Annotated in this window: 21 protein-coding genes; 16 read left to right on the top strand and 5 right to left on the bottom strand. The window is 65.6% G+C overall.

What is annotated here, in order from left to right; all coding sequences use genetic code 11:
• The first annotated feature begins 127 nt into the window (after positions 1–127).
• The gene (locus EGT67_RS20425) at positions 128–1,681 is read left to right on the top strand and encodes a succinic semialdehyde dehydrogenase (protein ID WP_127917920.1); all 1,554 of its coding nucleotides are present in this window, start codon (positions 128–130) and stop codon (positions 1,679–1,681) included.
• A gap of 154 nt (positions 1,682–1,835) precedes the next feature.
• On the opposite strand, the gene EGT67_RS20430 is transcribed toward EGT67_RS20425, so the two are convergent.
• The 5 genes from EGT67_RS20430 to EGT67_RS20450 form a co-directional block, all read right to left on the bottom strand.
• Positions 1,836–3,626 carry a helix-turn-helix domain-containing protein gene (locus EGT67_RS20430; protein WP_241566154.1) on the bottom strand — a complete coding sequence of 597 codons (1,791 nt, stop codon included), beginning with the start codon at positions 3,624–3,626 and terminating at the stop codon, positions 1,836–1,838.
• Between the two features lie 47 nt (positions 3,627–3,673).
• On the bottom strand, positions 3,674–4,552 hold the full coding sequence (locus tag EGT67_RS20435; RefSeq protein WP_127917922.1) for an ABC transporter permease: 879 nt from the start codon (positions 4,550–4,552) through the stop codon (positions 3,674–3,676).
• 11 nt (positions 4,553–4,563) lie between these two features.
• A complete protein-coding gene (locus EGT67_RS20440) occupies positions 4,564–5,469 on the bottom strand; it encodes an ABC transporter ATP-binding protein (RefSeq protein WP_127917923.1) in 906 nt (301 codons plus the stop codon).
• An 80-nt stretch (positions 5,470–5,549) separates the two neighbouring features.
• Positions 5,550–6,605, bottom strand: a complete 1,056-nt coding sequence (locus tag EGT67_RS20445; RefSeq protein ID WP_127917924.1) for an ABC transporter substrate-binding protein — start codon at positions 6,603–6,605, stop codon at positions 5,550–5,552.
• A 97-nt stretch (positions 6,606–6,702) separates the two neighbouring features.
• On the bottom strand, positions 6,703–8,505 hold the full coding sequence (locus EGT67_RS20450) for a helix-turn-helix domain-containing protein (RefSeq protein ID WP_164877620.1): 1,803 nt from the start codon (positions 8,503–8,505) through the stop codon (positions 6,703–6,705).
• A gap of 636 nt (positions 8,506–9,141) precedes the next feature.
• Between EGT67_RS20450 and EGT67_RS20455 the strand changes: the two genes are divergently transcribed.
• The 15 genes from EGT67_RS20455 to EGT67_RS20520 all read left to right on the top strand — a co-directional run bounded on the left by EGT67_RS20455 (position 9,142) and on the right by EGT67_RS20520 (position 24,917).
• Positions 9,142–10,407, top strand: a complete 1,266-nt coding sequence (locus EGT67_RS20455; protein ID WP_127917926.1) for a bifunctional 3,4-dihydroxy-2-butanone-4-phosphate synthase/GTP cyclohydrolase II — start codon at positions 9,142–9,144, stop codon at positions 10,405–10,407.
• A gap of 29 nt (positions 10,408–10,436) precedes the next feature.
• Positions 10,437–11,240: an IclR family transcriptional regulator gene (locus EGT67_RS20460; protein ID WP_127917993.1), complete on the top strand. Its 804-nt coding sequence runs from the start codon at positions 10,437–10,439 to the stop codon at positions 11,238–11,240.
• Between the two features lie 160 nt (positions 11,241–11,400).
• Positions 11,401–12,645: an LLM class flavin-dependent oxidoreductase gene (locus tag EGT67_RS20465; protein WP_127917927.1), complete on the top strand. Its 1,245-nt coding sequence runs from the start codon at positions 11,401–11,403 to the stop codon at positions 12,643–12,645.
• A gap of 30 nt (positions 12,646–12,675) precedes the next feature.
• A complete protein-coding gene (locus EGT67_RS20470; RefSeq protein ID WP_127917928.1) occupies positions 12,676–13,614 on the top strand; it encodes a fumarylacetoacetate hydrolase family protein in 939 nt (312 codons plus the stop codon).
• Positions 13,615–13,708: 94 nt separating this feature from the next.
• Positions 13,709–14,263 (top strand): type II 3-dehydroquinate dehydratase, encoded by a 555-nt coding sequence (locus EGT67_RS20475; protein WP_127917929.1) that lies wholly within the window; start codon positions 13,709–13,711, stop codon positions 14,261–14,263.
• 96 nt (positions 14,264–14,359) lie between these two features.
• Positions 14,360–14,884 (top strand): flavin reductase family protein, encoded by a 525-nt coding sequence (locus EGT67_RS20480; RefSeq protein ID WP_127917930.1) that lies wholly within the window; start codon positions 14,360–14,362, stop codon positions 14,882–14,884.
• A 90-nt stretch (positions 14,885–14,974) separates the two neighbouring features.
• Complete coding sequence (locus EGT67_RS20485; RefSeq protein ID WP_127917931.1) at positions 14,975–15,733, top strand: CoA transferase subunit A; 759 nt, start codon at positions 14,975–14,977, stop codon at positions 15,731–15,733.
• A gap of 2 nt (positions 15,734–15,735) precedes the next feature.
• A complete protein-coding gene (locus tag EGT67_RS20490) occupies positions 15,736–16,383 on the top strand; it encodes a CoA transferase subunit B (protein WP_127917932.1) in 648 nt (215 codons plus the stop codon).
• Between the two features lie 41 nt (positions 16,384–16,424).
• Complete coding sequence (locus EGT67_RS20495; protein WP_127917933.1) at positions 16,425–17,993, top strand: long-chain-fatty-acid--CoA ligase; 1,569 nt, start codon at positions 16,425–16,427, stop codon at positions 17,991–17,993.
• Positions 17,994–18,122: 129 nt separating this feature from the next.
• Positions 18,123–18,923, top strand: a complete 801-nt coding sequence (locus EGT67_RS20500; RefSeq protein ID WP_127917934.1) for an SDR family oxidoreductase — start codon at positions 18,123–18,125, stop codon at positions 18,921–18,923.
• Positions 18,924–18,972: 49 nt separating this feature from the next.
• Positions 18,973–19,629, top strand: a complete 657-nt coding sequence (locus tag EGT67_RS20505; RefSeq protein WP_241566142.1) for a response regulator — start codon at positions 18,973–18,975, stop codon at positions 19,627–19,629.
• Complete coding sequence (locus tag EGT67_RS20510) at positions 19,626–21,335, top strand: sensor histidine kinase (protein WP_127917935.1); 1,710 nt, start codon at positions 19,626–19,628, stop codon at positions 21,333–21,335. The genes EGT67_RS20505 and EGT67_RS20510 overlap by 4 nt, the downstream gene beginning before the upstream one ends.
• A gap of 62 nt (positions 21,336–21,397) precedes the next feature.
• Positions 21,398–21,544, top strand: a complete 147-nt coding sequence (locus tag EGT67_RS25155) for a hypothetical protein (protein WP_164877622.1) — start codon at positions 21,398–21,400, stop codon at positions 21,542–21,544.
• A 28-nt stretch (positions 21,545–21,572) separates the two neighbouring features.
• A complete protein-coding gene (locus tag EGT67_RS20515; RefSeq protein WP_127917936.1) occupies positions 21,573–23,123 on the top strand; it encodes a carboxylesterase/lipase family protein in 1,551 nt (516 codons plus the stop codon).
• A 147-nt stretch (positions 23,124–23,270) separates the two neighbouring features.
• Positions 23,271–24,917 carry an MFS transporter gene (locus tag EGT67_RS20520; protein WP_127917937.1) on the top strand — a complete coding sequence of 549 codons (1,647 nt, stop codon included), beginning with the start codon at positions 23,271–23,273 and terminating at the stop codon, positions 24,915–24,917.
• Positions 24,918–24,953 lie beyond the last annotated feature (36 nt).

A 24,953-nucleotide genomic window follows, 5' to 3' on the forward strand; every position in this document is an offset into this window, starting at 1 on the left:
GTTCGCGCCACCGACCCCGACACGTTCTCCCAGGACGTGGATCGGATCGTGATCCCGATGACGGGGACCACCGTGCGGGGTAGGTTGTGTGTAACTCGAAATCTACTCACCAGTAGGAGTACGAAACATGCCTGCTCCGTCCGCGGCGACATTCGCCCGCCTCGCCGACCTCGTCGCCATCCCCGACGCGGCGAACCGTCCGACGCGCCCGGTGGTCGAGGCCTTCACCGGGCGTGAACTCGCGACCGTCCCGGTCGGCACCGCGGCCGACGCGATCGCGGCGGTCGAGCGGGCCCGCGTGGCCCAGAAGGCGTGGGAGCAGCGGTCCCCGGCGGAACGCGCCCAGATCTTCCTGCGCTACCGGGACCTGGTCCTCGAGCACCGCGACGCGCTGATGGACATGGCGCAGGCCGAGACCGGCAAGTCCCGGGCTTCCGCGCAGGAGGAGGTCCTCGACATCGCGATGACCTCCCGCTACTACGCGCGGTTGGCCCCGAAGCTGCTGCGCCCCAAGCGTGTCCAGGGCATGCTGCCCGGGCTGACCAAGACCGTCGTCCGACACCACGCGAAGGGCGTCGTCGGTGTCATCTCGCCGTGGAACTACCCGATGACGCTCGCGGTGTCCGACGCGATCGCGGCGCTGCTCGCCGGCAACGCCGTCGTGATCAAGCCGGACAGCCAGACCCCGTACTGCGCGCTTGCGTGCGTCGAGCTGCTGTACCAGGCGGGCCTGCCGCGGGACCTGTTCGCTGTCGTGCCCGGGCCCGGCTCCGTGGTCGGCACCGCGCTCGTCGAGCACACCGACTACCTGATGTTCACCGGTTCCACCGCCACCGGGCGGCTGCTGGCCGAGCAGGCCGGCCGCCGCCTGATCGGGTTCTCCGCCGAGCTGGGCGGCAAGAACCCGATGATCGTCGCGGCCGGGGCGAACCTCCGCGAGGTCAGCGACGCCGCCGTGCGCGCGTGCTTCTCGAACTCCGGCCAGCTGTGCATCTCGGTGGAGCGCATCTACGTCGAGGAGGCGATCGCGCCCGAGTTCATCCGCATGTTCGGGGAACGGGTCCGGAACATCAGCCTGGCGCCCGGCTACGAGTTCGGCATCGAGATGGGCAGCCTCGTCTCCGAGGATCAGGTCAAGACCGTGTCGCGGCACGTCGACGACGCGGTCGCCAAGGGCGCCACCGTCGTCGCCGGCGGCAAGGCGCGCCCCGACCTGGGCCCGCTGTTCTACGAGCCGACCGTGCTCACCGACGTCACCCCCGAGATGGAGTGCTACGCGAACGAGACGTTCGGCCCGCTCGTGTCGATCTACCCGGTCGCCGACGTGGACGAGGCGATCGCCCGCGCCAACGACACCGAGTACGGGCTCAACGCGAGCGTGTGGGCGGGCAGCAAGTCCGAGGGCGAGGCCATCGCCGCCCGGGTCATGGCCGGCACCGTCAACGTCGACGAGGGCTACGCCCCGACCTGGGGCAGCACCGCGGCCCCGATGGGCGGCATGGGTGTGTCCGGCGTCGGCCGCCGGCACGGCGACGACGGCCTGCTCAAGTACACCGAGGCGCAGACCGTCGCCACCACCCGGGTGCTCAATCTCGGCGGCCCGCGCTGGCTGCCGGCCAAGCTCTGGGCCAAGATCCTGCCGCCGTTCGTCAAGGCGATGCAGTACCTGCCGGGGCGCTGACCCCCGCGCGACACCGCGAACGGGCGTCGTACACATCGCGTGTACGGCGCCCGTTTCCTGTCCCGCTCAGCGCCAGGTAGTGACGGGCGGGTCGCATCGGGGCTCGCGCCGCACGCTCGGCCGGATGCGTTCGTTTACTCGGCTAGATGCACCATCAGGCAAGGCCTAGTTGGCTGAGGCGGCGATAGAACGTCGACCGGGACAGTTCGAGTTCTTGGGCGGCCGCTACTTTGTTGCCACCGTGCGTCAGGAGCACCGCAGCAATGGCGTCGCGTTCAACCCTTTCGAGCGGAGTGAGCCGGCGAGCCCTGGACTGGGTCCTCGGTTTCGGTGGCAGATCGGCTGACGTGATCGGTCGATCCCCCGAAAGGGCACGTGCTCGAAACAGCACACGCTCGAGCTGTTCGACGTTTCCCGGCAGCGACCGTTCCTGAAGCATGCGCAGAGCATCACCGTCGATGACCGTGTCGAGATCGGCGACATGCACCTCCAGAATGTCGGCGACCAAAGCGGGAACGTCCTGCGGCATCTCCGACACCGACGGAACTCTCAAATAGGCGTCGAAGTTCGCCTCGAGCCAACTGGGGAGCTCACCTTCCACCGGCGCGACACGGTAGGTGCCGACCAGGAGGGTGAAGCGTCGCGCTGCGCGGTTCAGCGACCGCTCCAAGGTCGGCAGTTGGTCCTCGGGGACAGCTTCGAGGTGACGGACGATCAGACAGACGGGGGTGGTCGGCCCGGCCTCGTCGGACATCGCCAGGACCCCATTGACCAATTCGGCTGCTTCGCATGTCAGGACGGCAAATCCGAGGGCTTCGAGCACCCGACGCGACAGCGTGTACTTTCCGACGTGCTGGGCTCCGTAGACAAGGCACGACGGCGCGGTCTTCAGTATCCGCTCGACCTCGCTACGCAGTCCGCTCAACCAGCCCGGCGCTGCTGACGAATGCCCCTTTGCGGTCGAGTGCCGGATCGATGACTGTGGAGCTTGGACCTGTTCGCGCACACTCGGTTTGCCCGAAAGCTGGATCAATCCACCGACCAGTTCCCTTCCCGAGAAGACCGGTCGCACCGCGAGCCGCTGCCCTCGAGGAGTCTGGACCTCCCGGATCGCGGTGCCGGTCGAGGCATTCTCGCTGGCAGCTGCCTGAACCATTTCCCAGAGGTCGGCTTGACTGGGGTAGATGTCTCGGTCCAAGGCCTCCATGTTCGAGAGGCGCATGCGCGAATTGATGGCGATCACGGGGCGTCGTGGTCCGCGCCGCTCCACTCGGAGGTAGGCGTCGAGCAATTCACGGTCGGCGCGGCTTCGGCCCATCATGAGGGCCGAGCCGATGTCCCTTGCAGCTTGATTCACCAGCGATGACACCAATCCGAGGGGGACGGTGAGATCGCAGCCGACCGAGATCGCCCCCTGCACGACCCCAGTCCCAGGGTGGACGATCGGCGCACCTGCCCCGGACAGCAGACCGAGGCTGTCGTTGTAGTGCTCCGGGCCCCAGACCTTCATGGGGCGCCCCTCTTCCAGGACCGTCGAGAGGACGGTCGTACCGACCACGTCTTCCTCGACGATGGAGCCGATTTCGCAAATGCCCTGCAGCATCTCCTCGTAGAAGTCGGAGGTCACCCAGCGTCCGATGATCTGCCCACTCTTGTTGAGGAGTTGGATCCAGACTTGGGCGTCGGTGAAATCGTCGAGAAGAGTGCGTATCACCGGACGGGCGGCGCGGAACAGCAGGCCGTCGACCTCGAATGTCGGACCTTGGTGGAGCTGAAGCTGTGCCGTAGGGGAGACACCGGCCAAGGAGGACCGATACCACGAACGCAGAATCTCGGGCCGCACGATGCCGCCGGGGTCGGCTCCGCGTAGGAAGGCCCGGCGAGCCTCGCGGAGTCGCGTCAACGTGTCCTCTTGGGCCGGCGGGAGCATCCGATCACGCAACATCACGGGCACGTACCTCCGTAGTCGGGCCGGCTGGGAGTCGGCGGCTCTTACCTCTGCCAGCGCAGCAGCCACCGCTCGACTGCTGACATCAGGCCGTTGAACATCAGGGCGAAGACAACAATGACTACCAGAGTTGCGAACACCGCACCCGGTTGGAAGCTTTGCGACTCGAGTGCGATCTTGCGTCCCCAGCCGTGGTCAGCGGCCAGCATCTCGCCCAGGATTGCAGCGAGCAGGGCATACACTGCGCCCAGCTTGAGGCCTGAGAACAGCGACGGGACGGAGGCCGGCAGCACGATACTGAGGAAGATTCCCCGTTCGGTGGACCCGATCGCCCGCCCCATCATGATGAAGTCCGGGTCGATGGTCCGGATACCGGACTCGGTGGCAATCATGACGATGAAGAAGACCACGCTTGCGACAAGGTAGACCTTCGATTCCGGACCGATACCGAACCACAGAATGAACATCGGCGCCAGTGCAACTCGCGGGAGGGCGTTGAGTGCGGTGAGGAAAGGCATGCTCACCGCGCGGAAGGTCATGTATCGACCGAGTAGGAGTCCTACCGGAATGCCCAGTGCCGCACCGAGACCGAAACCGAGCAGTGTTTCGCTGATTGTCGTGATGCTGTCGGCGACGATCTCCGAACTGGACAGGTAGGTCACCAGCTGGTCCCAGATGGCGCTGGGTTTCGAGTAGAAGGTCTCGTTACCCCAGCCGCGGCGAACGGCAGTTTCCCAGAGGGCGAGGAAGCCGCCGAACAGAACCAGCTGAATCGCGACAACCATGATGTTGCGCTTGGAAAGCCATCTGCGGGCTGGGTGTCGTTGCCGGCGCTTCGGTTCGAGAGCCGCCGGTTGGGGAGTTCCATCGGCGCTGCCGGCCGCCGCCGGCCGCTCGTCTCGGGCTTGGGTTGATGTAGTCATGTCGTCTGATCTCAAATCTGTGCGATGTCGAGCTGGGCGATCTCGTTGCGGAGCAGTTCCCACACGCCGTGCGTTATCTCGCGAAAGCGCGGGTCGTATCGGATCTCCGCCGCGTCGCGCGGTCGGGGGAGATCCACCTGGATGTCGGCGATCACCTTGCCTGGACGATGCGACAACATGACGACCCGATCAGCCATAGCGACGGCTTCTTCGATGTCATGGGTGACCATGACGACCGTTCGATGGGTTTTCTCCCAGATTTGGATGAAGGCATTCTCCAGGAGCAGTTTCGTTTGCTGGTCCAGGGCCGAGAAGGGCTCGTCGAGCAGAAGGAGTTCCGGTTCGGTTGCGAGTGTGCGGGCGATCGCGACGCGCTGGCGCATGCCTTGCGACAACTGGGACCGGTAGCTGTTCTCGAAGCCGGACAGTCCGACCACGTCGAGGAAGTGTCGGGCCGTCGCCAGGCGATCGGCCTTTCGAATGCCCCGGACTTCGAGTCCGTAGGCGACGTTGGATTCGGCAGTCCGCCACGGCAGGAGCGAGTCACGCGCCGAGATGTAGCCGACGTCTCGTCTGGGCTTCTCGACGCTCTTGCCTCGGACCTCGATTGCGCCGTCCTGCAGTGGAATCAATCCGGCGATGAGGTTCAGCAGTGTGGTCTTGCCGCATCCGCTGGGGCCGACCAGTGCGATGAACTGCCGCTCGGCGATATCGAGAGAGACATGATCGATCGCCAACGTGGGTTCGGCACCGCGTCGTTCGAAATGGTGGGTGACACCCTGGACCGAGATCGCGGAAGCGGTCCGATTCGGAGTGTTGTCCAAGAGTCCATCGCAGACAACGACTTGCGATGGATGTCGATCACGCCGGCTGGCGGTGTCCCTGTCTGGTGACGCCATTTGTTCGGGTTTGGTCACGTCTGTTCTCCGATCCTGTCAGAGGTGAGAATTCTTCGGCGAGTGAAGTGCGGGAAGCGTCGGTCGCTTCGCCGGCGCTGCTATGAGAAACTCACTGTCTGCCAAGAGATGTCGTGGCATGTAGCAGGGCCCTTGCCGGCGGCGAGTTGGTTCGTCTTGGTCAGCCACGTTGTGATTGTCTCGATGCTGCTGCAGGTCGCCGTCGTTCCGAAGTAGTCGTGGCTGGAGGCGATCACGGCATCGACTGTCGCGTCGCTCGTGTTCGGCGAGTTCTTCTTGAAGATTGCCCGTGCTTCCGTGCTGTTCGCCGGATCATTGATCCACGTGATCGCGTCGCTGATGGCATCGGTGAACTTCTGGTACTTGTCCGGTGACCGCTGCAGCTGCGGTTCGAGCGCCCACACCCCGTTGCCGAACCAGTCGACGAACGGGCCGTCGTGCTTGAGGTCCACGAGCGGCGATCCGACCTTGATCACCTCAGTCGCGTAGGTCGCGGCCGTGTCCTCGCCGAAGAAGAGGTCGATCTGACCGGCCTGCATCGAGCTTCCGATCATCTCGCCTGCGCTCGCGGGCACCCACGAGACGTCGGATTCCTTCAGTCCGGCTTCTTCGAGGACGGTGATGCCGCCGATGTGGCTCTCGGTTCCCAAGGCCACGACCCCGATCCGCTTACCCTTCGCGCAGAGGATGGGCTTGGGGTACGGCTCGTTCACATAGGGGCAAGAATCCATTACTTCCTTCGACGCGATCAGGTTGTAGATGGATTTCGGAATCGTCGGAGTGATCATCTTGATCGGCTGGCCGGTCGCACTGGCGGTCACGGCGATCGTCGCACCGTTGAGCATCGCATCGATACTCTGAGAATTGAGTGCCGAGATCATCGTCGGTCCGGCCAAGATCGTCTTCACTTCCACGTCCAACCCGTGTTGCGCGAAAATCCCTTGGTCCTGCGCTACCCAGACCGGCATGCTGACGAATAGCGGAAATGCGCCGACGGTGAGCTTGTTCGGCGAAGTTCCTCCCGAAGTTCCGGAGCAGGCTGACACGCCGATCACCAACAGGGCGCAGATACCGAGAATGAATGCTCGTGTCAGGCGGCGACCGAATGTGAAAGGCCGGAAAGAGGTTTGTTCCACGACTGGTCCAATCGTTGAGGTGGTGTTCGGGTGCCGGCCCGCGACGAGAGATGTTCGCTTTGCACCTGTGCGAAGAGTCCCGTCGTGCCGGGTCGAGTCACGGCGCCGAGTCTGGGGACGGCGCGATGAGGCGGTCGATCGTGAGCGCTAGTTCGAGCGGAAGCAGCACCTTGGGCTCGGTGAGGCTGTTCAGACCGAGAATCCCGCTGATGCGCTTCAGCCGATAGCTGACCGAGTTCTGATGGAGAAAGAGGCGCCTGGCGGTTTCGCTCGTGCTGCACTCGGTGTCCAGGTAGACGCGTAGCGTCTCGACCAGTTCTGCGCGCCGGAGTGCGTCGTAGTCACGCAGAGGACGCAACGTTCGATCTGCGAATTGAATCAGGTCCTGTGGCCGCTTCACATCGAGCATGAGACGGAAGAGTCCGAACTGTTCGACCGTTGCTGTGCGCGCAGGTTCAGCAGATTCGCCCATGAGGTTCAGCAGTGCAACCGCGTGTCGGTAGGCGTCGCGGTGACCTTCCACAGTGTCGCTCGAGTCGGCGACGGCCACGCTCACGATGGCATCAGCGGCGTAGGCGCCGACGTCGCGCCGCAGTGCCTCGGCGAACTCACTGGCAGCCTGTGTGGAGCAATCGGAGACCAGCACGACAAGCTGCCGGTCGAACTCGGCGGCGAGGTACGCCACCGGCGACCGCTTCACGAACTCCTCCGCTGCAGCGAGCAGGGAGCGGCGGACAGGGGTGGGATTGCGGGTGGAAGGTGCGCTGTCGGACGGGGCGGTGATACGTACGACAACCAGGCGATTGGGGGTTGTCAGATCGATACCCCATCTGCTTCTTGCATGGGCCGCAAGCGGGAGATCGCCCACCCCGGGCGCCGAAAGCAGTTCCTCGAGGAGATCGCCGCGCTGCCGAGCCTCGGCGTCGAGCGCTACCCAGTGGCGCATGAGCATCATCGCGACAAGGGTTGGGGCGGTGTGCAACACGGTGGCCACTTCCGGGCGAGTGAGGGTGTCGGCGTCAGCGCATCGAATGGTCAGGGTCGCCACCACCTCCTCGTCGAGCACTACGGCCCGCTTCAGGAGGTGGTCGTGATCGTCCCCGCTCGATTCGCCCGCCAACGTGCGCCCGAACATGTCGTATACGTGCAGGCGGGCGCCGGTCATCTCGTGGAGACGGTGGAGCAGCCGATCAAGCCCGGCGTCCTGAACTACGAGGCCGTGCAGTTCGTCGAGGTTGACTTGTGCCACCCTCATCGCATGGCACTTCGACTGCAGTGCGTTGATCTGTCGACGGTGAGCTTCGGCTTCGGAAGTTCGGATGCTGCCGGCGGCATGATTGTCGAGCAGGAGGCTGACGAGACTTGCGAAGTTCTCGATCAGGAGGACAGACGCATCGTCGAAACATGATGGATCAGAGCAGTACACATTGACGACGTACCGGACCTCCTGTGCCACGATCAGTGGCAGCGAGACCATCGACCCTATGCCCTCGCGTGACGCCGTCCGACCCCAGACGACGGGCAGATTCGCTTCCAACCCGGTCGCCACCACGGGGCGTCGCGAACGGTAGGCGCGGCTGGTGGGCGCCTCACCACGGCCGCCGGCGGTCGTCATCACCGGATGCTGGGTAATCGTGTCGATGTAGTTGGCGGAGATCCCGTGCGCGGTCAAGACCTCCAGTGCCCTGGTGGTTTCGTTGGGCTGCATCACCAGTGCCATCACGTGCCCGGTCATCTGGGCGACCTTCGCTGCGACCAATTCGAGGACATCACGTATTGCCGCACCGTCGTTGACTGTGGCCGTGAGCTCGGCCATCGCCCTGACGGTTGCGTTGACCGTCGCGGCACCCGTGCAGTGGATGCGGTGGCCGGTGGCGGTGGGGTGAGCAACGACGCTCATGCGCCCTCCTCTCAGATTTCTCAGCTCGATCGCCGAGGCAACCTCGGCCGAGTAGAAGCGCCGTGGACCTGGCGTGGACTGTGACGCTACCCACCACGCGACATGGGTGAGGTGTCTCGATTTTGGGACGCAGGTCGCATCCCAGGACCGGGTGGACATGGCACCGGGGGCTGGCTCCGGTCCGCGGCAATGTTGGCCCGTAGTGGGATTACCAGGATGTCCTACTACGTCGAAACACCTTGGGGCGAAATAGAAGCGGACGAACGCCCTCGGATCGGCCTCCGATTGGACTGTGCCGGATACGAGACATTCGCCGCACGGCCGGCGTGGATAGCATGGTGGCGGTGGTCGGCCTACGGCCAGAGTGGAATCGTGGCCGCCGATGCGCCCGGACAATCAAGCGTTCGACAGGATCGAAACAACCGCGCCAGTTCATCCCGGCGATCGAACGCATTGAATCCAAGTCCGGTAGATGGGCACCGCTCGTGTCCCGTGCTTCTTCCGGGCAGTTCAGTCTCGGTTCGACACCCGTTTGCCCTGTCTCCATCTGTCCGGCTGACAGCACTGTCGACAGAACCGTTCGCTGCCCGACGGAAGGCGCTTGTACGAGCGTGTACGAGTTTTAGGAGAAGCGACATGACCATTACGGACCTCACCCCGTCACTGCAAAGCTCGAAGGTCGAGCGAGCCATCGCGGACATAGCCGCCGGAAAACCGGTGATCGTCGTCGATGACGAGGATCGCGAAAATGAAGGTGACCTGATCTTCGCCGCAGAAATGGCGACGCCGGAACTTCTCGCCTTCATGGTGCGCTACACCTCGGGCTTTGTCTGCGTATCGCTTCCTGAAGGCACATGCCGCAAGTTGAGGCTCCCCCCGATGTACCCGGTCAACGAGGACGCTCGGGGAACGGCATACACGGTGACGGTGGATGCGGTCGACGTCGGCACCGGTATCTCGGCGACCGACCGTGCCCGAACCATTCGGCTTCTGGCCGACCCCGCCGCCCGCCCGTCCGACTTCAACCGGCCAGGTCACGTCGTGCCTCTCCGGGCGCGCATGGGAGGTGTACTCGCCCGCCCGGGGCATACGGAGGCCGCCGGCGACCTCGCACGGCTTGCCGGGCTCCAGCCGGTCGGAGTCCTGTGTGAAATCGTCTCCCAGCTCGACAGCACCGAAATGGCACACCGCGACGAACTGAAAGTGTTTGCGCAAAAGCATGATCTGGCAATGATCTCGATCGCCGAGCTGATCAGCTACCGGCAGCTCACAGAGTGTCACGTCGATCGTATTGTCGAGACGCGGATGCCTTTCGAGTGCGGCACATTTCGCGCATTCGGCTATAGCAGTCGACTCGACGAGCGCGAGCACATCGCTTTGGTGTACGGCGACGTCGGAGACGGCGAAGGCGTCCTGGTGCGCGTGCACTCGGAGTGCCTGACGGGTGACGTCTTCGGTTCACTTCGCTGCGACTGTGGTCCCCAATTGCAGGCTTCGTTGGAGACGATCGTCGCCGAAGGGCGTGGCGTGGTGCTGTACGTGCGTGGGCACGAAGGCCGAGGGATAGGGCTGCTGCGCAAACTGGAGGCCTACAACCTTCAGGACGGTGGCGCGGACACGGTCGAGGCCAACATCGCTTTGGGGCTTCCGGTGGACGCTCGCGACTACGCCATTGCGGCGCAGATCCTTCGAGATCTGGGAGTGAGTTCGCTATGCCTGCTCAGCAACAACCCCGGCAAGCAAGCCGGGCTCCGACAGCACGGTTTGCGAGTAGACAACATGAGGTCATTGGTTGTCGCCCCGAATCCGGAGAACGTCCGATACGTCAACACGAAGACGAACCGGATGGGACATCTTGCCGCCGCGAGTATGGAGCCGAGCCTGCTCGCGAAGCCGATGTGATCGACGGTCTGCCGCGGCGGCGTACGGAGATGGCGACCCGCGGGCCGCATGGTGGCCCGCCCGTCTCCTTGCTCGAGCGCGTGACGTTGATACTCGACACTTTCGACAGCCCAACGTCGCGGCTGACGCTGGAGGAGATCACTCGGCGCACACAGCTCCCGCGATCGACGTTGCACCGGATTCTCGACAAACTTGTTCGACTGGAGTGGCTGGAGCATCTGTCGACCGGCTATCGATTGGGTCGCCGTGCGCTCGAACTCGGTAGCAATGTCGACCACAGCGACATCCGGAGTGCGGCAGCGCCGTTGCTGCACGCCCTGCACATGCGAACCGGGTTGGTCGTCCATCTTGCGATTCTGGACCAGGGCTACGCTGTCTACCTCGACAAGGTCGGCGGACGATCAGCGGCGCTGGCACCGACCCGCGTCGGCGGTCGTGTTCCTGCCTACTCGACTGCCGCCGGCAAGTCGATGCTCGCGTGGCACGATCCGGAACGGATTCATAATCTCTACGAGGCGCGCCTGGACCGCCGTACCGACCGCACCATCGCCGACCTCGCCACGTTGCACCAGGAACTCCGCCGCATCCGGCAGCGTCGTGGCGTGGCCTTCGAACGCGGTGAATTCGTCAGCGGCGTGGCTTGCGTCGGAGTCGCGGTCCGCAGCCACGACCTGCCTGTCGCCGCGATCTCGTTGTGTGGCGATGAACGCTCCACGAAGCTCGACAGGTTTGCGCCGATCCTGATCGACGCCGCGCTGGAGGCGTCACGGACGCTCGATGTCGCGCCCGACAGTCCGCGCGTGGTGCCGGTCGTGCGACTACGCAACATCTGACGTGGGCACCAATCGAAGCCGGCCACAGTGTGTGGGGGGAAACGAGATATGGACCGGAAACCCTATGTCGTCACCCAAAGACCCGCTCTTGGAATCGATCTAGATTTTCGTTCCGAAGCCGAGCACTCGCTCGTCAAGACACGAAGGGACTCAGATCAACATGGTCAACGTGATCCTCCAGCTCTACCCTCAGCTCCCTGCGACTCAGGAGGAGCGCATCGCAAAGGCGCCCCTCGGCCGTGACTCGAGCCTCTATCAGCAGGCGGTTCGAGACATGAAGGACGTGGTCCTCGCTGCTGAGGAACTCGGTCTCTGGGGTGTGTCAGGCATCGAGCACCACTTCCACTCCGAGGGCTATGAAGTCGGACCGAACCCCGGCCTCCTCAATGCCCACTGGGCAAGCTTCACCAGCAAGATTCGGGTCGGACAGCTCGGCTACACGATGACGACGCACAACCCGTTCCGCGTCGCCGAGGACATCGCCATCGTCGACCACCTGACGCAGGGCCGGACGTTCGCCGGCTTCTCTCGGGGCTACCAGCAGCGCTGGACGAACATCATCGGGCAGCACTACGGAAGCAAGGCGACCAAGTCGCCGACGGGCCTGACGCCGGAGCAGCTGGCCGCCATGACGGACGCAGAGAAGAAGGCTCAGTTCTCCGACGATGCGATCAACCGCAGTCTTTTCGAGGAGAACGTTCAGCTCGTCATCGACTCATGGACTCAGGACAGTGTGGAGCGCAAGGAAGGGCGCTGGCAGGTGCCGTTCCCGTACGCCGAGGGCATCGAATGGGGAATGGCGGCTACGCGCGAACTCGGTGCTCCGGGCGAGTTGGACGACGACAACCGCATCCGGCGTGTCAGCGTCGTGCCGAGCCCGTACACCAAGCCGCATCCGCCGGTGTTCGTGGCGAGCAATGCGAGCGTGGAGACCGTGACCTTCTGCGGTCCGCGGGGTTACATCCCGTCGTACTTCTCGAAGATCGACACTGCCGCGCGGTTCGGCCAGGCCTATGTCGAGGCCGCCGCAGAGGCCGGCCGGACCTACGCTCTCGGCCAGAACCAGGCCCTGTGCCGCTGGTTGCAGGTCGCGGAGACGGAAGCCGAGGCCCGGGAGAACATCGTCAAGTACGACCTCGACATCTTCCGCGATCTCTACGCCGGCACCACCCCGATGAAGATCGATGGGGACCCCGTCGACTCGGTCATGAACTGCGGCATGTGGGTTGCCGGCTCGATCGATCAGGTACGCGACCAGTTCGTCGAGCAGTGGAAGCGGCTCCCCGCCGAGTACCTCGTCATTCCTTCGCACTTCGCGCAGCAGCCGAAGGAAGAGGTGATCAAGCAGCTCGAGATGTTCATGACCAAGATCAAGCCGGCGCTGGACGAGATGACGGACTACTGACGAGCCGACCAAAAGGTTGAGGTCACGACGATGAAGTGGTGCACCTACAGGACCCCCGGACGCTCTGGTCTGCGTACGGGCGTGCTCGATGCCGGGGGTGACCACATCTATGGCCTCGAAGCAGGCGTCACCCTGCTGAGCCTGCTGGAAGGCGACCTTCTCTCGGAGGCCGGCAGGAACGCGTTGCACAGTCCTGCCGAGGTTGTCGGGATGGGGAGCGTCGAGCTGGCGCCCCCCATTCCCCGGCCGCCGTCGTTTCGGGACTTCATGTCCTTCGAGACACACCTGCAGAACTCGGCTCGGATGATGTCCGTCGATGTTCCGGAGGCCTGGTATCGCGCTCCCGCGTTCTACTTCTCGAACGCGGCGGCGATGCTCGGACCGAACGAACCCGTGAAGAGACCGCCTGCGACAACTGCCCTCGACTACGAGCTGGAAGTGGCTGCCGTCGTGGGTCGTGCGGGATCGGACCTGACCCCCGACCAGGCGAAAGACCACATCGCCGGGTATCTGGTTCTGTGCGATTGGAGCGCACGCGATTTCCAGCGCGAGGAGATCCCGTTGACGATGGGACCCTCCAAGAGCAAGGACTTCGCAACCAGCCTGAGCGGGTTTCTTGTCACACCAGACGAACTGGTCGGTTCGGAAATTGCTGAAGGGTATGACCTTTCGATGACGGCAGACGTCAACGGGCGGCGCTACAGCGAGGGAAACCTCCGCGATCTGCACTGGAGCTTTCCGGAGATGATCGCCGCCGCCTCGCGCAACACGATCGTCTCGCCCGGTGACATCATCGGGAGTGGCACGGTGGGTACGGGCTGCATCCTGGAGCTCTCCGGTCTGTATGGGCCAGAAGCCTTTCCGTACCTTTCTCCCGGCGACCGGGTGCGCCTCGAAGTCGCCGGCATCGGCGTGATCGAGGCCGGAATCCACGATGCGAGCGGCATCGGTTTGCGCGGAAACGTGTAGCCGCTGCGGAGCGAGCCACTGTCCTGCTCTATGCTCCGGCGCGCTTGGAAGATTCCCAAGAACCCAGACACACAACGAGATATGAGGTGACCTCATGAGTCAAGCATCAGCTGCCTACGACCCCAGCCGCTGGTCCTCCATCCGAACGGGTGATCAGCGCTATCGGATCGGCATCATCGACGGTCCGAACATGTCCAACATGCACAACCGGGACCGCAGCGTGTACGGCGGCGCATCGATTCAACAGTTACAGGAGTTCGTCAGGGCCTTCGGCGAGAGCATCAACGTCGAGGTTGTGTCCCTGGTCTCGAACCATGAGGGTGACATCGTGGAGTGGATCCACGAGACCGCGCCGACAGTCGACGGGTTCCTGATCAATCCGGCGGGACTCACCTTCACCGGTGAGCCTACGAAATGGGCGCTGGCTGACAGCAACAAGCCGTATATCGAGGTCCATTTCCGTAACGTCGTGGCGGGCAAGGCAATGGCTCCGCTCGGCGACGAGCGGCGGTTCGTGTTCACCACTTCGGCACGGGGTGAAGTTTTCGGGTTCCAGCAGTACAGCTACACGTCTGCACTACTCGGCCTTGTCTGGGTGCTCGACGACCCGGATCTGACGAACGAACTCTCCATCGGCCAGATCTGCTGAGCAAAGGGCCGGACGGGCCCGAGCCGAGTAGAACCGACGCTTGCCGGTAGGTGCCGAGAAGCGCCGGCAACGATCACTGCAGTGTCAGGAGCAGATATGACGATCGAAATCGACGGCGCTCACTTCCGCAAGGTGCTCGGGCAGTATCCCACCGGTGTCGTCGTCGTTACGGCTGTCGCGGCCGACGGCGAACCTCTCGGCATGGCAGTAGGTTCCTTCACCTCGGTGTCGTTGAACCCACCGCTCGTCGCCTTCCTGCCGGACAGGAAGTCCAGCTCATGGAAGGCGCTGCGGGAATCGGGGGACCGCTTCTGCATCAACGTACTCGGCTCGGATCAGGAGGACGTGTGCCGGGCGGTGGCGACGCGCAAGGAGAGGAAGTTCGAAGGGATTACGTGGCGCCCCTCCAGCGCAGGCATGCCTGTGCTGGAGGGGGCGGTGGCCTACATCGACTGCACGGTGCAGGACATCCACGATGCCGGAGACCATCACATCGTGGTGGGACGGGTGAATGACCTCGACATGATCGCCGCGACGGCGCGACCCTTGCTGTTCTTTCGGGGCGACTATGGTTCGTTCGCGCCGTTGGCGCTTGCGGCTGGTGAGTCGCTTCAATCCTGAACCGTTCGGGGACCCAGGCCCTCGCTCGCGTAGCCGCGATGCCGGGAATCGCCAAAGCGTCTGTGGCTCGAATGAATTGGAGGGCAAGCCTTGACCAAGATCTGCACATCCGCGGCGGAGGCCGTCGCGGATATTTCGACAGGCGCGTCGCTCGCGGTCGGCGGCTTCGGCCTGGCAGGAATTCCGGATGCGCTGATTGCAGCGATCGCCGCTGGATCTGCCACCGATCTCGAGGTGGTATCCAACAACTGTGGTGTCGACGGGTACGGGCTGGGAATCCTGCTGCAGGGCAGCCGTATCCGGCGAGTCACTGCCTCCTACGTCGGTGAGAACAGGGAGTTTGCCCGTCAGTATCTCGGTGGCGAGCTGGAGGTGGAGTTGACTCCGCAGGGCACGCTGGCAGAGAAGTTGCGCGCCGGCGGCGCGGGAATTCCCGCGTTCTTCACCGCCGCGGGGGTCGGTACCCCCGTTTCGGAGGGTGGACTGCCGTGGCGCTATGCCTCGGACGGATCGATCGAAATAGCATCTCCGCCGAAGGAGATACGCGAATTTGGTGGAAAGCGATTCGTGCTCGAGGAAGCGATAACGGCGGACTTCGCGCTGGTACACGCACTGGTCGGCGATACCGACGGCAATCTCGTGTTCAACAAGGCCGCAATGAATTTCAATCCTCTCGCTGCAATGGCTGGGAGGATCTGCATCGCTCAGGTCGAAGAATTGGTCACCCCGGGTGAAATCGACCCAGCCGCGGTGCACCTGCCGGGGATCTTCGTCGATCGGATCGTGCACACCGGGATCCAGGAGAAGCGGGTTGAGAAGCACACTGTCTCCAGCGGGAAGGGAGCCTGAGCATGACCGTGGTGGTGGAGAACCGAGGCTGGACGCGGGAACGGATGGCTGCCCGCGCCGCGCAGGAGCTTTCGTCCGGCGAGTATGTCAATCTCGGCATCGGACTGCCGACGCTGATACCGAGTTTCCTGCCCGAGGGCGTTCAGGTCACGCTGCACAGCGAGAACGGGATCCTGGGCACCGGTCCGTACCCCACAGAGGACGCGGTCGATCCGGACCTGATCAACGCCGGCAAAGAGACCGTCACAGTGAACCCCGGTGCGGCGTTCTTCGACTCGGCGATGAGCTTCGGGATGATTCGCGGCGGACACATCGACACCGCCGTTCTCGGCGGGATGCAGGTCTCGGCTACGGGGGATCTGGCGAACTGGATGGTGCCGGGCGCGATGGTCAAGGGCATGGGAGGGGCGATGGACCTGGTCCACGGCGCACGCTCGGTGATCGTACTGATGGAGCACACCGACAAGTCCGGTGCGTCGAAGATCGTCGCCGAGTGCACGTTGCCGCTGACCGGCGAAGCGGTCGTACAGCGCATCATCACCAATCTCGCCGTCATCGATGTCACCGATGGTGGCCTGGTCCTCCGAGAGTGCGCGCCCGGCATCACCGTCGAGCAGGTGCGCGCCGCCACCGACGCGCCTCTGGCCTGAGACCTCTGTTCCGTCTTTGCATCGAAAGGGAAGGACCGAAGATGCTCAATCTAGCTGGGCTCCTGGAAGATTCCGCCCGCCGCTACCCCGACCGGGTAGCGCTGGTCTGCGGCACGACACACCTGACCTATGCTCAGCTCGATGCTCGAGCCAACCAGATCGCCGACCTGTTGGTTGCCCGCGGTATCGAACCGGGCGACAGAGTCGCGCTCTCCTGCCCGAACCTTCCGCAGTTCCCCGCCGCCTACTACGGAATCCTCAAGGCCGGTGCGGTCGTCGTTCCGTTGAACATCCTGCTCAAACCCGGCGAAATCGCCTACCATCTCGAAGACTCCGGTGCCGCCCTCTTCCTCTGTTTCGAGGGCACCGACGAGCTGCCCATGGGTGAGTTCGGCCGGGCCGGATTCGACTCCGTCACCGGATGCCGCGAGATGATCGTCATCACCTCGGACCCGAACGCGCAGTCGACCGTCAGCGGTGTCGATACGCTCGCGCGTGCCCTCCAAGGTCATCCGGTCACGTTCGCCACCGTCGTGCGTGAATCCACCGACACTGCCGTGATCCTCTACACCAGCGGTACCACCGGCCGGCCGAAGGGCGCCGAACTCACCCACGCGAACATGGTTCTCAACGCCCTGACCGCCAATCGCCTGTTCGACAGCAGTCCGGTGCGTCCGGACACCTGTCTGCTCACGCTGCCGTTGTTCCATTCCTTCGGTCAGACCGTGACGATGAACGCCGGACTGTCAGTCGGTGCCACACTCGTGCTCGTTCCCCGATTCGAAGCCAAAGCCGTTCTCGAGCTCATGGTTACAGAACAGATCACCGTTTTCGCCGGCGTGCCGACGATGTACTGGGCGCTACTCGGAGCGGTCGACGAAACCGTCGATGTGGAACGCATCGCCCGAACACTGCGGCGCGCGATCTCCGGGGGCGCGGCGCTACCGGTGGAAATCCTCACCCGGTTCGAACACCGATTCGGCGTGCAGATCCTCGAAGGATACGGACTGTCCGAAACCTCGCCCCTGGCGCTCTTCAGTGATCCTGAACGCGATCCGAGACCAGGTTCGATCGGGGTACCGGTGTGGGGCGTCGAGGCCGCGCTGGTAGACGAGTACTGGAATCCGGTCGGCGATGGTTGTGTCGGTGAGCTCGCCCTGCGCGGCCACAACGTGATGAAGGGCTATCTCGGCCGTCCCGACGCTACGGCCGAGGTGATGCGTGAAGGCTGGTTCCGCACCGGCGATCTTGCTCGACGTGACAACGACGGTTTCTACTACATCGTCGACCGGGCCAAGGATCTCATCGTCCGCGGCGGCTTCAACGTCTACCCCCGGGAGATCGAGGAGGTGTTGATGACGCACCCCGCCGTCTCGCTCGCTGCAGTGGTCGGAGTACCGGACCAGCGGCACGGGGAAGAAGTCAAAGCGTTCGTCATTCTCGAGGGCGCCGCGCAGATCTCCGATACGGAATTGATCGAATGGTGCAGGGAGCACATGGCGATCTACAAGTACCCCCGCTCGATCACGTTTGCGACTGCCCTACCGATGACTGCAACCGGCAAGATCTTGAAGCGCGAGCTGTCTTCTCCGGTCGTTCGAACTCTCTAGTGCAGTCGGGGACGGTGAGGCCCTGCGCGCCGCGTGGCATCGATCGATTCGGATCGGAATCAACGCTTCCCACGCTCGGACGCGTGGCGTGCTACGACGCGGCCATCCGCCCGGAAGGAGACTGGAACAGTGGGGAGATTCGAAGGCAAGGTCGCCGTCGTCACGGGGGCGTCTCGCGGGCAGGGCCGCACCCATGCGGTGCGGCTGGCGCAGGAAGGCGCGGATGTCGTGATCGTCGACTCGTGCGTAGGCAGAGCGACGATGCCCTACGAGTTCCCCGTGGAGGTTGATCTCAGGCAGACCGAGAGCCTGGTCACCGCGACTGGTCGGCACGTGCTCTCCCGCATCATCGATGACCAGGATCAGCTCGACGTGATGGTCACCGATGTCATCGCCGACTTCGGCCACATCGACATCGTCTCCGCCGATGTCGGTGTAGGCCGTGGGCCGACGTGGGATCTCACCGAAGCCGAGTGGCAGGACGTGCTCTACATCAACCCCGCCGGGGCGTTCCAGACGATCAAGGCCGTAGCGCCATCGATGATCGAGGCCGGTAGGGGCGGTTCGATCGTGCTCACCAGCCCGATCCAGCCGATGCTCGGCTCGACGACCGTCGGTCGCTGTTGCTGTCGCACATCGACGTCCTGTGTCGTGCGACTGATGCGCACTGTCGCCGCCGAACTCGGTCCGCATGGAATCCGCGTCAACGCCGTCGGTTCGAAGCCGGCATGCGGGGCGTCTCCGGCCGATGTGAGCAACGCAGCGCTGTTCCTCTCCTCCGACGAGGCCCGGTACATCACGGGTATCGCCCTGCCGATCGGCATGGGAAGGCGGCTGTGGCCCGATCCGACGGAGGACGCCGCCGTGACCCCCACATGTGTTCTGGCTGGTGGCGAGTGCACGCACGGGTCTGCCTCGACGGTTCATTAGACGCGCGTACTACCCCGTCGAATCGGATTCCTCCCGCTAATCTCTTCCGGTGAGCGAATCCGCGTGGGTGCGTAGAGCACTGGTCATCGAGGACCAGCCGCTCATGCGTTCACTGGTGGCCGAGGCGCTCCGGCACGCCGGGTTCGACGTGCACGACCGACCGGCGGCGGCGCCCGCGCTCGCCGACTTCGACGAGATCGACCCCGACGTGCTGGTCACCGACATCGACCTCGGCGCGCGTCCCAACGGCACGGAGTTGGCCACGATCGTCCACGCGCGGGCACCGCACTGCGCGGTGGTGTTCCTGACGAACTATCCGCGGGCGGGAGTCGCTCCGGGGCACGGCGTTCCGCCCGGTTCGGTCTTCCTCGACAAGGTCGCGCTCGAGTCCGTCGAGGACCTGGTCGCGGCGGTGGAGTCGGCGCTCGCCGAGAAGCCGGTATCGGGCCCGGCATCCGACGACAGCCCGGACGCGGTCCTCGGGAGGCTGACCCGCACCCAGCTCGACGTGCTGCGCGGCATCGCACTCGGCTGGTCCAACGCCGAGATCGCGCGCCGACGCGGGTCGAGCCTGCGCAGCGTCGAGAAGGTGGTGACCCGCGTCTTCGACGCGCTCGGGGTCGGCGCCAGCCCCGAACTGAACCCGCGGGTCGTCGCGGCGCAGTTGTACATCCGACGCTTCGGGCTGCCCGCGGAGATCGGTTGAGGCGTCCGTTTCCCCGGCCGACGCGGGTCGGTGGCTCCGCCGCCGTCACCCGCTGGTCGTGGATCCTGACCGCCCCGTTCGCCGTCACGGTGATGGGCAGCTACTACACGGCCCGCGGGCCGGCGGACTGGCCGACGTACTTCGGCGTCGCGGTGATGGTGCACCTGATCATGGGCGTCGGGTTGCTGATCGCGTGGCTCACCGTCCTGCGCCCCAACCGAACTCGCGCACAACCGGCGGTTGCCATCGCGGTTTTCGCGCTGCTCGGCGCGACGCGACCGTTTCTGCTCGACGCGCTGATCGCGGTCCAGGGACTGCCGACGGACCCCCGGAACATGGGGGTGCGGCTGATCATCAATGTGACGACCGGGATCGTCGCGCTCTCGCTGATCGCGATCCTCGTCGACTCCGTGCGCGAGCACGACGCGGTGATGGCGCGGTTGCGGGCCGCCCGTGCGGCGCTCGACGAGCAGCGCCGCGTCGACGAGGAGTACCTCGCCGGGCTGGGCCGGCGGTGCGCCGACGACCTGGCCGCGCGGATCGATGCCGCGCTCGCACACACCGACCGCGTCTCCGTCGACGCCGAGCGCGACGCGCGCCTGCTGCGCGCCATCTCCGAGGACATCGTGCGCCCCATGAGCCACGCCCTGTTCGACGACGCCACCCCGCCGCCGGAGCCGACACCCCCGCTGCCCGCGCTGACCCGACGCGAGCGCCTGCTCGGTGTGCTGCAGGCGGTCCGGCCGGCGCCGCTGACACTGCCGGCCCTGCTGTACACCGTGGTGATCCTGACGTTCCTGCTGACGAGCTACGGCTTCCGCGAGACGGTCCTGCAGGTGTCGGCCAGCCTGGCGGTGTGCGTGTTCGGGAGTTGGGTGGTGCAGCGGACCGCGCCCCGCATCCCGAGCGCGGGCCGCCGGGTCGGGGTGATGGCGCTCGCGTACAGCGCCGTGGCGGGAGTCACCGCAGGGGTGTTCTGGATCATTCTCGGCGGCAGCGGATTCCCGCCCGCGTTCGTCGTCCCGGGGGTCGCCTTCTACCCGTTAGCGGCGCTCGCCATGTGCCTCATTGCCGCCGCGAACGAGCAGCGCGAGGTCGAGGAGCGGCAGCTCGCGGACACGCTCGGTGACCGGAGCCGCCGCGCTGCCGAGGTGCACGGTCGGGTGATCGGTGCCCGCCGGCGACTGGCGCACGTGCTGCACTCGTCGGTGCAGGGCGAACTCGTGGCCGCGGCACTGGCGATGCGCGTCGCCCCGGCCGCCGTCGACGTCTCCGTCGGGGAGATCGTCGACCGCCTCCTGCGGGAGGTGGCGCGGGGCGAGCAGCAACCGACGGAGCGGTCCGACGCCAGAGCGCAGATCACCGAGCTGATCGGCATGTGGTCGGCCGCCGTGCCGATCCGGACGGACATCGACGAGCAGGTGTGGTCGCTGCTGTCGGCCAGCCCAGCGCGCCTCGAACACGCGGTGGACGTGCTGTCCGAGGGGTTCACCAACGCGATCCGGCACGGCCGCGGGGGTCCGCTGCACATGCGGATGAGTGTCGATCCCCGAACCTCCCTGATCTGCATCGGAATCCGGTCACCCGGGCAGGTCGCACGTGACCGGGGAGACGGGCTGGGCCTGGCGACGCTGTCGAGTCGGGTCGGCTCGGCCGACCTGGTCGAGGAGCCCGGATCGGTGCTGCTGTCGGTGCGCCTCGACTGATCCGGGCGCCCGCCGGGGATCCGGCGCGAGATGTCGCAATACCCGAACATCGGGCCCTTCCGGTGCAACGAGCTCCCTACCGTTGGTCGCGGATCGACGGAGGGGTCGAGGACGGACTGATCCGACACGACGCCGCCATCATCACCGTCCTGTTCCTGCTGCCGGCCGGTCTTCAGCTCTCGTACGTCGTCACCGCACTCACCGTGTGACATCCAGCGATCCGAAGGAGGAGACACCATGACTCTCATCGCTCCCGACACCGCGGTGGTCCACACGACCCACGGACCGGTACGGGGCACCGTCGACGGACCGGTCGAGGTGTGGAAGGGCATCCGGTACGCCGCCGCGCCGACCGGCGCGCTTCGATTCCGCGCCCCGGTGGCCCCGGAGCCGTGGACCGAGGTGTTCGTCGCGGACCGCTTCGGTCCGGTGGCACCGCAGAGCCCGATGCCGGGGATGCCGCTCGGCGACGACGTCCGCCGCGACGAGGACTGCCTCTCGCTCAACGTGTGGTCGCCGGGGACCGGTGGCGACCGTCGGCCGGTGATGGTGTGGATCCACGGCGGCGCGTACTTCCGCGGCGCGTCGAGCCAACCGGTGTTCGACGGTCGGGCGCTGGCCGAGAAGGGCGACGTCGTCGTCGTGACGCTGAACTACCGCCTCGGGGTCTTCGGGTTCGTCGACTTCTCGGCGCTGAACACCGGCCGGCACCGCTTCGACACCAACGTCGCGCTGCTCGACGTGATCGCCGCGCTGCGCTGGGTGCAGGCGAACATCGCGGCGTTCGGCGGCGACTCGGACTGCGTGACGGTGTTCGGGGAGTCGGCCGGGGGCGGCGCGGTCACCACCCTGCTGACGGTCCCGGCGGCGAAGGGCCTGTTCCACCGCGCGATCGCGGAGAGCTCGCCGGCCACGTCGGTCTACGACCGGGAGCGGGCCGCGCATGTCGCGCAGGTCTTCCTCGACATCCTCGGCGGCGCAGACGATCCCGTCGAACGTCTGCTGTCCGCGGGCACCGACGAGCTGCAGGCGGCGTCGGACGAGTTGTTCGCGCGGATCCCCGCCGAGACGCCCGGCACGCTCGCGTTCGGCCCGGTCGTCGACGGCGACCTGGTGCCCGACTATCCCGTCAACTCGTTCTGGAACGGCACCGCGGCCCGCGTCCCGCTGCTGATCGGCACCAACAAGGACGAGTCGTCGCTGTTCGAGCTGATGAAGTCGCCGCTGATGCCGCTCGATCCGGACGTCATCCGGGGCATGTTCGCCGAGATCGCGGCCGAGCACCCGGACGTCGAATTCCCCGACCAGGCCCGCATCGAATCGGCCTACTCCGGCCTGGTGACCAGGAACGACGCGATGGGCCTGGCCCGCGACTTCGGGTTGCGCCTGCCGACGCTGTGGATCGTGGAGGCCCACAGCCGCTACGCGCCGACGTGGCTGTATCGATTCGATTACGCGACCCCGATGTTGAAGGCGCTGAAGATCGGTGCGACTCATGCGACCGAACTGCCGTACGTGTTTGGCAACATCGCGCACGGGCCCAAGGAGATCACCTACCTGCTCGGCGGGCTGTCGACCGCCCGCAAGGTTTCGGAGCGGATGCAGCACCGGTGGCTCCGGTTCGCGAAAAGTGGTGTGCCGGTTGGCCCCGACGACGAGCCGACGTGGGATGCCTACGACCCGATCGGTCGGGCCACACTGGTGATCGACAAGCAGGACAGGACGGTTCCGGACCTGGACGGGCCCCTGCGCGCCGCGTGGGGTGAACAGGTGATCGCGTTCACGTGACGGACGTGCCGGCGCGTTGACCGGAAATTCGTCCGAAAGTTGGAATTGCCCTCGATCCCCGGCGGGTTCGGCCGGAGATCGCGGGCTTCCTCTGGTGGAATCGCGGTAGCGTCGCCGGAAGGGGCGCCACACGAGGAGGGCGCAGACATGAGCTTGGATTCGTCGGATACCGAACCCCATGTGGGTCGCCGGGAGTGGATAGGCCTGGGCGTTCTCGCCGCCGGGCTGTCGTTGATCGTCGTCGACGGGACCATCGTGAACGTCTCGCTGCCGGTGATCATCGACGAGTTGGGTCTCGATCTCACCGACGCCCAGTGGATCAACTCCATCTACGCCGTGGTGTTCGCGGCGCTACTGCTCACCGCCGGCCGACTCGGCGACCGGTTGGGTCGCCGGATGCTGTTCATCCTCGGCGTGGTGGTGTTCATCGGCGGCAGCCTCATGGCGGCCGCGTCGGAGAGTTCGACGGCCCTCATCGTGGCCCGCGTCGTGCAGGGTGTGGGCGGCGCATTCGTGCTGCCGTGCACCCTCTCGACGGTCAACGCGACCTTCCGGGGCCGTGACCGGGCCATCGCGTTCGGCGTGTGGGGTGCGGTGATCTCGGGCATGGCTGCCGTCGGGCCGCTGCTCGGTGGCTGGCTGACGACGTCGTTCACGTGGCCGTGGATCTTCCTCGTCAATGTCCCGATCGGCATCCTCGTCATCATCGGCGCCGTCCTCACCGTTCCCGAGACGCGGGCGAAGATCACCGTGCCCGGACTGGACGTGGTGGGCCTGCTGCTCAGCGCAATCGGCTTCGGCGCGTTGATCTTCGCGCTCATCGAGGGCCAGACCATCGGGTGGTGGAAGCCGATCGCCGACCTGAATGTGTTCGGCATGACCTGGCCGGTGACCGCCCCGATCTCGGCGACGCCGGTCGTCGCCGCCGTCGGTGTGGTCGCGCTGGTCGGTTTCGTGGTGTGGGAAAGGCATCGGGCGCGGATCGGGTACTCGGCCATCCTCGACCTGGACCTGTTCCGGTTCCGTACCTTCAGCTGGGGCAACTGCACCGCGATGGCCGTCGCGATCGGTGAGTTCGGTCTGTTGCTGGTGCTGCCGCTGTTCCTCGTCAACGCGTACGGCCTGAGCACCCTCGGTGCCGGGACGGTGCTTGCGGTGATGGCGCTCGGCGCCTTCGCGTCCGGTGCCGCGGCGCGTCACGTCACCGCCCGGTTCGGTGCCCCGCGCACCGTGATGCTCGGTCTGGCGCTCGAGGTGATCGGTGTGCTCGCATTCGCGTTGTACCTGCGGCCGTCGTCGGAGACCTGGCTGATGGCGGTGCTGCTCGCGATCTACGGCCTCGGCCTGGGACTGGCGTCGGCGCAGCTCACCGGGACGGTCCTCGTCGACATTCCGCCGTCGGAGTCCGGCCAGGGGTCGGCGACACAGAGCACCGTCCGCCAGCTCGGTTCGGCGCTCGGCACCGCGATCCTCGGCACCGTGCTGTCGCTCGGGCTCGCGCACAGCCTCACCGATCGGCTCGAGCCGATCGCGCTGCCACCCCAGGTGGAGACGCAACTGGTCGACGGCACCCGCGACTCGGCCGGCGGCACCATCCCGCCGATCCGCGAGCAGGGCGACCACGGCAAGCTCGGCCCGGCCGGACCGGAGACCGCCGACGCGCTGTCGGAGGGCTTCGCCGACGCCACCCGGTGGTCGCTGTTCGTCGCCGCCGGTTTCCTGCTCGTCGGCCTCGTGTCCGCGACACAGCTACAGTCGCGCAGGCGCGAGGAGGAGGCGGCGGCCACAGCGTAGGCGTCGCGTCGGATCGCGGCCGCCGGATACGTCACC

The sequence above is a fragment of the Prescottella agglutinans genome, assembly GCF_004011865.1.
GTDB lineage: Bacteria > Actinomycetota > Actinomycetes > Mycobacteriales > Mycobacteriaceae > Prescottella > Prescottella agglutinans.

Coding starts and splice junctions, on each gene's coding strand:
- EGT67_RS20480 (WP_127917930.1), top strand. CDS start 14,360: ATGACGATCGAAATCGACGGCGCTCACTTCCGCAAGGTGCTCGGGCAG.
- EGT67_RS20430 (WP_241566154.1), bottom strand. CDS start 3,626: ATGTTGCGTGATCGGATGCTCCCGCCGGCCCAAGAGGACACGTTGACG.
- EGT67_RS20470 (WP_127917928.1), top strand. CDS start 12,676: ATGAAGTGGTGCACCTACAGGACCCCCGGACGCTCTGGTCTGCGTACG.
- EGT67_RS20515 (WP_127917936.1), top strand. CDS start 21,573: ATGACTCTCATCGCTCCCGACACCGCGGTGGTCCACACGACCCACGGA.
- EGT67_RS20495 (WP_127917933.1), top strand. CDS start 16,425: ATGCTCAATCTAGCTGGGCTCCTGGAAGATTCCGCCCGCCGCTACCCC.
- EGT67_RS20520 (WP_127917937.1), top strand. CDS start 23,271: ATGAGCTTGGATTCGTCGGATACCGAACCCCATGTGGGTCGCCGGGAG.
- EGT67_RS20435 (WP_127917922.1), bottom strand. CDS start 4,552: ATGACTACATCAACCCAAGCCCGAGACGAGCGGCCGGCGGCGGCCGGC.
- EGT67_RS20455 (WP_127917926.1), top strand. CDS start 9,142: ATGACCATTACGGACCTCACCCCGTCACTGCAAAGCTCGAAGGTCGAG.
- EGT67_RS20475 (WP_127917929.1), top strand. CDS start 13,709: ATGAGTCAAGCATCAGCTGCCTACGACCCCAGCCGCTGGTCCTCCATC.
- EGT67_RS20465 (WP_127917927.1), top strand. CDS start 11,401: ATGGTCAACGTGATCCTCCAGCTCTACCCTCAGCTCCCTGCGACTCAG.
- EGT67_RS20460 (WP_127917993.1), top strand. CDS start 10,437: ATGGCGACCCGCGGGCCGCATGGTGGCCCGCCCGTCTCCTTGCTCGAG.
- EGT67_RS20450 (WP_164877620.1), bottom strand. CDS start 8,505: ATGAGCGTCGTTGCTCACCCCACCGCCACCGGCCACCGCATCCACTGC.
- EGT67_RS20490 (WP_127917932.1), top strand. CDS start 15,736: ATGACCGTGGTGGTGGAGAACCGAGGCTGGACGCGGGAACGGATGGCT.
- EGT67_RS20425 (WP_127917920.1), top strand. CDS start 128: ATGCCTGCTCCGTCCGCGGCGACATTCGCCCGCCTCGCCGACCTCGTC.